Source organism: Streptomyces sp. URMC 126, assembly GCF_051386555.1.
GTDB lineage: Bacteria > Actinomycetota > Actinomycetes > Streptomycetales > Streptomycetaceae > Streptomyces.
In genome coordinates, this window is the sequence record NZ_JBPQTX010000006.1 from 57,961 (window position 1) to 68,497 (window position 10,537).

The 10,537-nt window shown below is 75.2% G+C and carries 7 protein-coding genes; 2 read left to right on the forward strand and 5 right to left on the reverse strand.

Annotated elements, in window-relative coordinates:
• The 3 genes from ACSNOK_RS01815 to ACSNOK_RS01825 all read right to left on the reverse strand — a co-directional run bounded on the left by ACSNOK_RS01815 (position 1) and on the right by ACSNOK_RS01825 (position 6,663).
• Positions 1-3,819 carry a Pls/PosA family non-ribosomal peptide synthetase gene (locus tag ACSNOK_RS01815; RefSeq protein ID WP_436778731.1) on the reverse strand — a complete coding sequence of 1,273 codons (3,819 nt, stop codon included), beginning with the start codon at positions 3,817-3,819 and terminating at the stop codon, positions 1-3.
• Positions 3,820-4,115: 296 nt separating this feature from the next.
• Entirely contained in the window at positions 4,116-5,753 is a 1,638-nt protein-coding gene (locus ACSNOK_RS01820; protein ID WP_436778732.1) for an ABC-F family ATP-binding cassette domain-containing protein, read from the reverse strand.
• Between the two features lie 13 nt (positions 5,754-5,766).
• Positions 5,767-6,663, reverse strand: a complete 897-nt coding sequence (locus ACSNOK_RS01825) for an oxidoreductase (RefSeq protein WP_436778733.1) — start codon at positions 6,661-6,663, stop codon at positions 5,767-5,769.
• 69 nt (positions 6,664-6,732) lie between these two features.
• Here ACSNOK_RS01825 and ACSNOK_RS01830 point away from each other — a divergent pair, with 69 nt between their 5' ends.
• Complete coding sequence (locus tag ACSNOK_RS01830; protein WP_436778734.1) at positions 6,733-7,689, forward strand: FAD-dependent oxidoreductase; 957 nt, start codon at positions 6,733-6,735, stop codon at positions 7,687-7,689.
• An 81-nt stretch (positions 7,690-7,770) separates the two neighbouring features.
• On the opposite strand, the gene ACSNOK_RS01835 is transcribed toward ACSNOK_RS01830, so the two are convergent.
• The gene (locus tag ACSNOK_RS01835) at positions 7,771-8,019 is read right to left on the reverse strand and encodes a ferredoxin (protein ID WP_436778735.1); all 249 of its coding nucleotides are present in this window, start codon (positions 8,017-8,019) and stop codon (positions 7,771-7,773) included.
• Complete coding sequence (locus ACSNOK_RS01840; RefSeq protein WP_436778736.1) at positions 8,016-9,221, reverse strand: cytochrome P450; 1,206 nt, start codon at positions 9,219-9,221, stop codon at positions 8,016-8,018. The genes ACSNOK_RS01835 and ACSNOK_RS01840 overlap by 4 nt, the downstream gene beginning before the upstream one ends.
• Before the next feature lie 316 nt (positions 9,222-9,537).
• On the opposite strand from ACSNOK_RS01840, the gene ACSNOK_RS01845 reads away from it, so the two are divergent.
• The gene (locus tag ACSNOK_RS01845) at positions 9,538-10,377 is read left to right on the forward strand and encodes a helix-turn-helix domain-containing protein (RefSeq protein WP_436778737.1); all 840 of its coding nucleotides are present in this window, start codon (positions 9,538-9,540) and stop codon (positions 10,375-10,377) included.
• Positions 10,378-10,537: the final 160 nt, after the last annotated feature.

A 10,537-nucleotide genomic window follows, 5' to 3' on the forward strand; every position in this document is an offset into this window, starting at 1 on the left:
TCACGCGGCGGCTTCCCGGTCCGGCGCGGGCCCGGTGGCCGCGGGGGTCGCGGCGGGCCGCAGGCCGGCGATGGGGTTGCCGGCCCAGCGGGTGCCCGGCGGTACGGTCTCGCCGCGCATGACGAGGGAGGAGGGGGCGATGGCGGTGTGGGCGCCGACGGTGGTGCCCGGGAGCACGATGCCGTGCGGGCCGAGGGAGGCGCCCTCGGCGAGGCGGACGGTGTCCATGCGCATGATCCGGTCGTGGAAGAGGTGGGTCTGGAGGACGCAGCCGCGGTTGACGGTGACCCCGTCGCCGAGGGTGATGAGGTCGGTCTCCGGCAGCCAGTGGGTGTCGCACCACACGCCCCGGCCGATGCGGGCGCCGAGCGTGCGCAGCCACCAGTTCAGCACGGGGGTGCCGGTGAAGGGTCCCGCCAACCAGGGGACGGCGAGGGATTCCACGAAGGTGTCGAAGAGTTCGTTGCGCCAGACGAAGGAGCTCCAGAGCGGGTGTTCGCCGCTCCGGAAGCGGCCCATGAGCAGCCATTTCGCGGCGGTGGCGAGCAGTCCGGCGAGGATGCCGCCGAGGAACAGCAGGGGCGCGGCGACCAGCGCGGCGAGCCCGAGGCCGCCGTGGGTGAGGGCCCACTGCTCGCCGATGAGGACCATGTCGGCCAGGGCGAGGCCGCACATCAGGGGCAGCACCCGGCAGAGTTCGACGCCGGCGCGGGCCAGGACGAGCCGGCGGGGCGGGGCGAAGGTGCGTCCGGCGTCGGCGACGGTGGCGACGCGGGGCAGCGGCATGGCGGGCCGGCCGAGCCAGGAGGTGCCGGGTTCGCTGTGCTCGGGCGCGTCGGAGAGGACGCCGACCAGGCCGTGGTCGGGGACGGAGCGGCCGGGGCCGATGATGCCGGAGTTGCCGAGGAAGGCTCGCCGGCCGACGTGGGCGGTGCCCAGGCGGAGCCAGCCGCCGCGCAGTTCGTAGGGGGCGACGAGGGTGTCGTCGGCCAGGAACGCCCCGTCGTCGACGGTGAGCAGGGACGGCAGCGGCAGGACGGTGGAGAGCTCGGCGCGGCGGCCGATCCGGGCGCCCAGCATCCGCATCCACACCGGGGTGAGGAGGCCGGCGTAGACCGGGAAGAGGTTGCGCCGGGCCCCGTCCAGCAGCCGGGTGATCACCCAGGCGCGCCAGGCGACGCCGCCGCAGGCGGGGTGGAGGCCGGCGCGGATGCCGCGGTTGAGGACGCGGACCGTGCCGGCGACGACGAGCATCCAGCAGGCCGTGGTGACCACGGTGAGGACGGGGACGGCGAGCAGCAGGTTGACGGCGACCGAGGTGAGCGAGGCGCTGCCCTTGATCAGCCAGAAGGTGGCGACGAGGGCGGGCGAGCCGATCCAGCTCTCCCCCGCCGGGACGTGGCCGTCGAGGCAGGCGCCGGGCGCCAGTTGGGCGCCGTCGCCGAGGGAGGAGCCGGGCATCAGCATGCTGCGGTGGCCGGCCCGGGAGTCGGCGCCGAGGCGGACCGGGCCGATGTGCAGGGTCTCGCCGTCGATCCACCAGCCGGCGATGTCGGCCTCGGGCTCGACGCTGCAGCCGTCGCCGAACTCGGCGAGGCCGGTGACCGGGGGCATGGCGTGCAGGGAAACGTTCCGGCCCGCGGCGCAGCCGAGGGCGCGGGCGTACCAGCGGGCCCAGGGGGTGCCCATCAGGGCGGGCACGCCGAAGGCGGCCACGGTGCGTTCGGCGGTCCACAGCCGCAGGTGGACGCGGCCGCCGCGCGGGTGGGCGCCGGGGGTGACGCCGCGGGTGAGGAGGCGCGCGGCGAGGGCGCCGATCCCGAACCGGCCGGGGGCGCTGAACAGCAGCAGCCAGGCGAGGGCCACCAGCCACCAGGAGGTGTACGGCGCCCAGACCCGCGGCGCCAGGATGCCGAGGAGGTTGTCGGCGACGGCGAGGCCGGTCAGGACGCGCAGGCCCTGGACGCCGTAGAGGACGGTCTGCACGAGGATCTGCGCGGCGCCGGTGCGGCGGCGCAGCGGGCGGACGGTCCGGTGGGGTCCGGTGTCCTCGACGGGGGTGTCGAGGGAGTCGATGTGCGCGGCCATGTCCCGCAGCACCGTGTGCCGGTAGAGGCCGGCGACGGAGACGCCGGGGTGGTGCTCGCGCAGGGCGGAGGCCATGCGGGCGGCGGTGAGGCTGGTGCCGCCCATGGTGACGAAGTCGGAGTCGGGGCCGGGGCGGGCGCCCAGCAGTTCCTCCCAGAGGGCGGCGAGCCGGCCGGCGGTGCCCTGCGGTTCCTCGCCCGCTCCGGGCGCGGCGCCGCCGGTGGTGGGGAGCGGCCAGGGCAGGGCGTCGCGGTCGACCTTGCCGGAGGTGCGGGTGGGCAGCTCGTCGACCTCGGCGAGGACGGGGACGAGCGCGGCGGGCAGCCGTTCGGTGAGCCGGGTCCGGGCGGCGGCCGGCTCGAACTCCGGGCCGGGGATCAGGTAGCCGACGAGCAGCTGGGAGCCGGACGGGGTGGTGCGGACCGCGGCGGCGGCGCCGCGGACGCCGGGGAGTTCGCCGAGGGCGGCGTCGATCTCGCCGAGCTCGATCCGCCGGCCGCCCAGTTTGACCTGGTCGTCGGCGCGGCCGGCGAAGACGAGGCCCTCCGCGTCGGCCCGGACGAGGTCGCCGGTGCGGTAGGCGCGGTCGGTGCCGAGGGCGGGGCAGGGGCGGAAGCGGTCGGCGTCCTTGGCGGGGTCGAGGTACCGGCCGACGCCGACGCCGGCGATCACCAGCTCGCCTTCGGCTCCGTACGGGACGGGCTCGCCGTCGCCGTCGACGACGGCGAGCTCCCAGCCGTCGAGCGGCAGGCCGATGCGGACCGGCGCGCCGGGCTCCATGCGGGCGGCGCAGGCGACGACGGTGGTCTCGGTGGGCCCGTAGGTGTTCCACATCTCGCGGCCGGGGACGGCGAACCGCTCGACGAGGCCGGGCGGGCAGGCCTCGCCGCCGACGATCAGCAGCCGTACCCGGTCCAGGGATTCGTGGGGCCAGAGGGCGGCGAGAGTGGGGACGGTGGAGACGACGGTGACGCCGCGCTCGACGAGCCAGGGGCCGAGCTCGTGGCCGGCTCTGACCAGGGAGCGGGGGGCGGGGACCAGGCAGGCGCCGTGCCGCCAGGCCAGCCACATCTCCTCGCAGGAGGCGTCGAAGGCGACGGAGAGGCCGGCCAGCACCCGGTCGCCGGGGCCGAGCGGCTCGTCCCGGAGGAAGAGGGCGGCCTCGGCGTCGGTGAAGGCGGCGGCGCTGCGGTGGGAGACGGCGACGCCCTTGGGGGCGCCGGTGGAGCCCGAGGTGAAGATGATCCAGGCGTCGTCCTCGGGCAGCGGCTGCCGAGGCCCGGCGGCCCCGGGTTTGCGGCGGCCGGGCGCGAGGGTGCCTTTGCCGGTGAGGACGGCGCAGACGTCGGCCTCGTGGAAGACGGTGGCTGCGCGTTCCTCGGGGTCGTCGGCGTCGACGGGGACGTAGGCGGCGGAGCAGCGGAGGACGGCGAGGATGGCGAGGTAGAGCTCGGCGGTGCCGGAGGGGATCCGGACGCCGACGCGGTCGCCGGGGCCGATGCCGGCCCGGCGCAGCCGCTCGGCGCGGGTCTCGACCTCCGCGCACAGTTCCCGGTAGGTGAGGACTCCGGTCTCGGTGTCGAGGGCGGGGACGTCGGGGTGGGTGGCTGCCGTGGCGTCGAGGACATCGATCAGGGTGCGTTCCCCCGGTGGCGGGGCGCCGCCGTACAGCGCCCGCCCCGCCGGCGGCGCCAGCGGGGTGGGGGTGGAGCGGGAAAGAGTCGGGGACATGGCCTTACGCCTCGATTCGACGGTGGGGAAGCGGACGCCCCACGGACGTCCGCACCCACAGACGTCGCTCCGCGCCCACGGGTTCGTCAAAACGATGCCAACGTTCCGCATATCGAACGCTGGCGGAAGTGCCTCGGGCGCACTCTTTTCCCACGGTACGTGCCGTTTCTCCGGAAAACCACGGTTTTCGGCCGGGCGGGTGATGGTGACACCTTGACGAAGAGTTGACCTGCGACGAAGGTTTTTTTCGGAGCAAATTCACCCGAAAGGGGCAGGAAAACAGGGAACCGGCGCGCTCAACGCTCCATAATGCGGCCGTCCTCGACCGTGATCCGCCGAGTGGTGTGCACCGCGTCCAGCATCCGCCGGTCGTGCGTGACCAGCAGCAGGGTGCCGGAGTACGAGGCGAGAGCGGACTCCAGCTGCTCGATGGCCGGCAGGTCGAGGTGGTTGGTGGGCTCGTCGAGCACCAGCAGGTTGACGCCGCGGGCCTGGAGCAGCGCGAGCGCGGCCCGCGTCCGTTCGCCCGGCGAGAGGGTGACGGCGGGGCGCAGCACATGGTCGGCCTTGAGGCCGAACTTGGCGAGCAGCGTCCGGACGTCGGCGGGCACCAGCTCGGGGACGGCCGCCCCGAACGCGTCCAGCAGCGCCTCCGTGCCGAAGAACAGCGCCCGCGCCTGGTCCACCTCGCCGACCACCACACCCGGGCCGAGCGCGGCGGAGCCCTCGTCCAGCGGGAGCCGGCCGAGCAGGGCGGCGAGGAGCGTGGACTTGCCCGAGCCGTTGACGCCGGTCACGGCGACCCGGTCCGCCCAGTCGACCTGGAGGTCCACCGGCCCGAGGGTGAAGGAGCCGCGGCGCACCACGGCGCCGCGCAGGGTGGCGACCACGTTGCCCGACCGGGGCGCGGCGGCGATCTCCATCTTCAGCCGCCACTCCTTGCGCGGCTCCTCGACGGTCTCCAGCCGCTCGATGAGCCGCTCGGTCTGCCGGGCCTTGGACGCCTGCTTCTCGCTGGCCTCGATCCGGGTCTTCCGGGTGATCTTGTCGATGTCACCGCTCTTGCGGCGGGCGTTGCGGACGCCCTTCTCCATCCAGTTCCGCTGGGTGCGGGCGCGGGCCTCCAGGGCGGCGCGGGTGTCCGCGTACTCCTCGTACGCCTCGCGCGCCTGCCGGCGGGCCCGCTCGCGCTCCTCCAGGTAGGCGCCGTAGCCGCCGCCGAAGAGGGTGACCTGCTGCTGGGCGAGGTCCAGCTCCAGCACCTGGTCGACGGTCCGGGTGAGGAACTCGCGGTCGTGGCTGACCAGGACGGTGCCCGCGCGCAGTCCGGTGACGAAGTCCTCCAGCCGCTCCAGGCCGTCCAGGTCGAGGTCGTTGGTCGGCTCGTCGAGCAGGAACACGTCGTAGCGGCTGAGCAGCAGCGAGGCGAGGCCGGCCCGGGCGGCCTGGCCGCCCGACAAGTCGGTCATGGGCCGGTCAAGGCCGACGGTGAGGCCGAGCGAGCCGACGACCTCCTCCGCCCGCTCGTCCAGGTCGGCGGCGCCGAGGGCCAGCCAGCGTTCCAGCGCGGTGGCGTAGGCGTCGTCGGCCCCCGGCGCGCCCGCGGCCAGCGCCTCGGTGGTGGTGTCGAGGGCGGTCTGCGCGGCGGCGACTCCCGTGCGCCGGGCCAGGAAGGCGCGCACGGTCTCCCCCGGGCGCCGCTCCGGCTCCTGCGGGAGGTGGCCGACGGTGGCGGTGGGCGGGCTCGTCCTGACCGTGCCCTCGTCGGGCTCCGCCAGCCCCGCGAGCAGGCGCAGCAGGGTGGACTTCCCGGCGCCGTTGGCTCCGACGAGCCCGATCACGTCGCCGGGGGCGACGACGAGGTCGAGCCCGGTGAAGAGGGTGCGGTCGCCGTGGCCGGCGGCGAGGTTCTTGGCGACGAGGGTGGCGTTCATGTCGGGGCCGACTCTATCGGTGCGGGCGGGGAGGCCCGGCGGCCCCTCCGGCGTCGGCCACCACCACGTCCTCGAACGTCCGGGCCACCACATAGGCGCCGGGTCCGCCGAAGCCGTCGAGCAGGTGCGTTCCCCGGTCCAGGCGGCCCGCGTAGAGCTCCGCCGTCCGCAGCCGGCGCAGCCGGTCCCGCCGGTAGCCGGTCACCCGGACGCGGCAGGCCGTGCCGACCTCCACCCGCACCCCGCCCCCGTCGGCGCGCAGCCCGGTCAGGCGCCGCCCGGCGGCCGGCCGGTGGACGAGCTGTTCGAGCTGGGCGACGAGCACCGGCAGCAGCGGGGCCGGCCGGTCGACGAGCGCCGCGCCCGCGCCCGCGGCGGTGAACGCGGCGCGGCACGCGGCCCGTTCGGGGGCGCGGACGGCGGGGTCGAAGAGGACGGCTCCGTAACCGCACAGCTCCTCGGGGGCGGTCCCGGTGGCGTCGCGGGTGAGGTCGGCGCCGATCCCGGTCGTCCGGAGGGCCGCCGCGAGGCGGGCGAAGGAGGCGACGCGCGGGCCGACGAGCAGGACGCGAATGACGTCTCCTTGGGCGTCCCGCTCGACCACGGCCGTCACCTCGCCGCACGCCCGGCCCGGGCAGTCGGGGCAGACGTAGAGCGGGTACCGGCCGGACCCGGCGGGGCCGTCGGCGCCGGGCAGCGGACGACGCCGGGCGGCCGGGGCGAGAGCGGCGGGCACCAGGTCGGAGGCGGCCGGCGGGAACCCGTCGAGATCGGCCAGCCGCAGCAGCAGCGGCCCGCCGTCGACGGTGAAATCCGTGTACTCGCGCCGCACTTGGCACACCCCACCGCCCGGGACACCGCCGGCGCGGGTGGTGTGCGCCAGTCCGAGGGTCGCGTACTCCACGGTCATGTGCCGAGTATTCCCCCACCGCTCGGCAATCCCCGCCCAACCGGCCCGGCCTGTCGGTACCTTCACTCCATGGTGAGCGATGCGATCGTCGTGGGATCCGGCGTCATCGGCCTGACCACCGCCGTCGTCCTCGCGGAGCGGGGCCTGCGGGTCGAGGTCTGGACGCGGGAGACCGCCGCGCAGACCACGTCCGCGGTGGCCGGCGGCCTGTGGTGGCCGTACCGCGCCGAGCCGGCCGGGGCCGTGGCCGCCTGGTCGCTCGCGTCCCTGCCCATCCTGGCCGGGCTGGCCCGGGACCCCGCGGAGACCGGGGTGCGGCTGGTGGACGGGGTGCACGCCGGCGCCTCCCCCGACGAACTGGGCCCCTGGGCGGCCGGCGTGCCCGGCCTGCGCGAGACGGCGCCGCACGAGACGCCCCGGGGGTACGACCGGGCCGTCCGCGCCCGGCTGCCGCTGGCCGACATGCCCGCCCACCTCGGCTACCTCCAGCGCCGTCTGGGCCGGGCCGGCGGCACGGTCACCCTCCGGGCGGTGACCGCCTTGGGCGACGCCGCCCGCGCGGCGCCGATCGTCGTCAACTGCGCCGGGCTGGGCGCCGGCCGGCTCGCCGGCGACCCGGACGTGCACCCGGTGCGGGGACAGCTCGTCGTGGTGGAGAACCCGGGAGTACACGAGTGGTTCACCGTCACCGAGGACGGCACCGGGGATCCGGCCTACCTCCTCCCCCAGCCGTACGGCCTGGTCCTGGGCGGAACGGCGCACGCCCACGCCTGGGACCGGACCCCGGTGCCGTCCCTCGCCCAGGCGATCATCGCCCGCTGCGCCCGGGTGCATCCGGGCGTCACCCGGGCTCGCGTCCTGGCCCACCACGTCGGCCTCCGCCCCTTCCGCCACCGGGTACGGGTGGAGGCGGAGCGGCTGCCGGGCGGGGCGCGGCTGGTGCACAACTACGGGCACGGCGGGTCGGGGGTGACGGTCTCCTGGGGGTGCGCCCTGGCGGCGGCCGAACTGGCACTGGGGGCTTAGGGGATGGGCCGTAGGGAGCGGTCGTAGGGGGGCGGCGCCTATATTCGGCGCCTATCGGGGACGCCCCGGGGGGGCAACCCCCTACGTCTTCCCTCCCCGGCCGTCCCTGTCCCGTTCCGCGTCCTGTTCCGGCTCCTCGACCGTGATGGCTCCGCTCGGGCACAGTTCGGCCGCCTCGCGCGCCGCGTCGGCGAGGCGGGGCGGGGGCGCGGGTTCGAGCAGCAGGACCTTCCCCGCCCGCCGGTCCTGGTCGAACACCTCGGGGGCGGTCAGGGCGCACATCCCGGCGCCGCAGCAGCGCATGCGATCGACGCGGATCCGCGGGGTCACGCGCCCTCCCAGGTCACGGGCAGCGCGTCGACGCCGGAGATGTGGGACTGACGCAGCGTCACCTCGTCGGGCGGGACGGCCAGGCGCAGCGTCGGGAAGCGGCGGAACAGCGCGGGGAAGGCGACGCGCAGTTCGACGCGGGCCAGTTGCTGGCCGAGGCACTGGTGGATGCCGTGGCCGAAGGAGAGGTGTCCCCGGCTGTGCCGGGTCAGGTCCAGGGTGTCGGGGTCGGGGAACTTCCCGGGGTCCCGGTTGGCGGACTCGATCGAGAGGGCGACCGACTCTCCGGCCCGGACGACCAGGTCGCCCAGCCGTACGTCCTCCAGGGCCGTCCGCACCCCGGTCGGGGTGATGGACGTGTAGCGCAGCAGTTCCTCGACGGCGCGGTCGGTGAGTTCCCCGTCGGAACGCCAGAGGTCGAGCTGGTCGGGGTGGGTGAGCAGGGCGAAGGTGCCCAGCGCGAGAACGTTGGCGGTGGTCTCCAGGCCGGCGCCGATCAACACCGTGCCGATGGTGATCAGTTCGTCGTCGGTGAGGTCCGTGGTGGCCAGGTCGCCGAGGAGGTCGTCGGTGGGGTGGGCACGCTTGTCGCGTACCAGTGTCCGCAGCCTCTCCCCCACGCCGGTGAAGGCTCCGGTGATCTCGTCCGCCGTGGCCGTGCGGTCGGTGACCGTCGTCATCATGTCCCGGAAGGGTTCGTGTTCGGCGTAGGGGACACCGAGCAGTGCGCAGATCACCAGGGCCGGGATGGGCTGGGCGTAGGCCGTGACCAGATCCACCGGCGGGCCGTGCCGTTCCATGGCGTCCAGCCGCTCTTCGGCGGCCCGTTCGACCTGTTCGGTCAGCAGGCGCATCCGGCGGACGGTGAATTTCCCGGCGAGCAGGCCGCGGTAACGGGTGTGGTCGGGCGCGTCCATGCTGAGGAAATCGCCCGGTTCCGCCGGCGGGAATTCCTCCAGGGCGGCGGGTCCGGGAACGGGCGAGTGGGTGATCTCCGGCCGGGTGCTGAAACGGGCGTCCGCGAGGACCGCCCGGACCACGGAATGACTCGTCGCCAACCAGCCCAGATGCCCGTCCGGAAAGCGCAGCCGGACCAGGGGACTGCGTTCCCTCAGGTGTCCCAGCCGCTCGGGAGGGTCGAAGGGGCGGCCCGCGGGCCGGGCCATGGGCAGTTCGGGGACGACGGGAAAGGGTTCGGCCATGTCGGCTCCGTCCGTCACGGCGAGCGGGAACGGCGGCGCGCCGGCCCCTCGCCGTCGTCATGGGAATTCGTTCAGAACACGGAAAACGCTACGTTGCCTTCACTGACCGGTCAATGCGCGAATTCACCATCCGATGCTTTTGCGCAGGCAGTCGCATTGCATCGGTGCAATGAGCTTGCCGCTTAATGCAAATCGCCATCGTCGGCTGTTGCAATGGAATGGGGATGAACGCACACTGGCCCTCGACGTTCACGGCCATATGCCGAGCGCCACGGGCCACGACACGCGTGCCATGGGCACCGGAAAGCGAGGACGGATGCCGGGAAGCAGGCTCACGCATCAGGACCGCCGTCTGATCGCCGCGGGGCTGGCCGAAGGGCTGGGCTACGCCGAGATCGCGCGGCGTCTCGAACGGCCGACGTCGACCGTCACCCGGGAGGTGACGCGTAACGGCGGAGCCCACCGCTACCGCGCCGACCACGCGCACCGGGCGACCGAACGGCGCGCCCGCCGCCGCACCCGGTCCCCGCTCCCGGCGGCACCCGCCCCGACCGACCCCTACGGGCGCGACCCCGAGGCGGTACGCGACTTCGAGGAGCGGTTCGTGTCCCTGATGACCCTGGCGGGGCTCCCGCGGATGACGGCCTGCGTCCTGTGCCGGCTGTTCACGGCCGACACCGGCGTCCTCACCGCCGCCGAGCTGGTCCGGCTGCTCCGGGTCAGCCCGGCGTCGGTCTCGAAGGCGGTCGGCTACCTGGAAGGGCAGGGACTGGTCCGGAGGGAGCGCGTGGCGGGGCGGCGGGCCGAGCGGTACGTCATCGACCGGGACGTCTGGTTCCGGGCGTGGCAGGCCGGGCTGCGGGTGAACTTCGCGCTGGCGGACGTCGCCCGGGCGGGGGCCGAGACCCTGGGCGCGGCCACGCCCGCGGGCGCCCGGCTGGACGACATGAGCGCGTTCCTCCGGCACGTCAGCGAGGATCAGGCCCGGCAGGGCGAGTACTGGCTGCGGTTCCTGACGGCGCGGCGGACGCGGGAGCCGGGCGGCGAGGCGGCCGGCGAGCCTGACGGCGCGGTGGACGGCGCGGGGGACGGCGCGGCGGACGCTGATCCCGGGGCCCGGGTGCCGGAGCGGGCCGCCGGCCCGGAGCGCGGCTGATCCCACGGTCCCGCGTCCCCGCGTCCCCGTGTTTCCGCGTCCCCGCCGACGCGCGGGGCGCGCCGCAGCCCCTACGGGTCACGGCGCGCCCCCCGGGTGCGGCGATCGGCGGCTCAGGGCAGTCGCGTCAGCCTCGGTGTCCCCAGCCCCTGCGGGTGGG

What these genes read in the sequence shown, in the direction of transcription:
- ACSNOK_RS01815 (WP_436778731.1), bottom strand. Translation starts at nt 3,819, where the DNA reads ATGTCCCCGACTCTTTCCCGCTCCACCCCCACCCCGCTGGCGCCGCCG.
- ACSNOK_RS01820 (WP_436778732.1), bottom strand. Translation starts at nt 5,753, where the DNA reads ATGAACGCCACCCTCGTCGCCAAGAACCTCGCCGCCGGCCACGGCGAC.
- ACSNOK_RS01825 (WP_436778733.1), bottom strand. Translation starts at nt 6,663, where the DNA reads ATGACCGTGGAGTACGCGACCCTCGGACTGGCGCACACCACCCGCGCC.
- ACSNOK_RS01830 (WP_436778734.1), top strand. Translation starts at nt 6,733, where the DNA reads ATGGTGAGCGATGCGATCGTCGTGGGATCCGGCGTCATCGGCCTGACC.
- ACSNOK_RS01840 (WP_436778736.1), bottom strand. Translation starts at nt 9,221, where the DNA reads ATGGCCGAACCCTTTCCCGTCGTCCCCGAACTGCCCATGGCCCGGCCC.
- ACSNOK_RS01845 (WP_436778737.1), top strand. Translation starts at nt 9,538, where the DNA reads ATGCCGGGAAGCAGGCTCACGCATCAGGACCGCCGTCTGATCGCCGCG.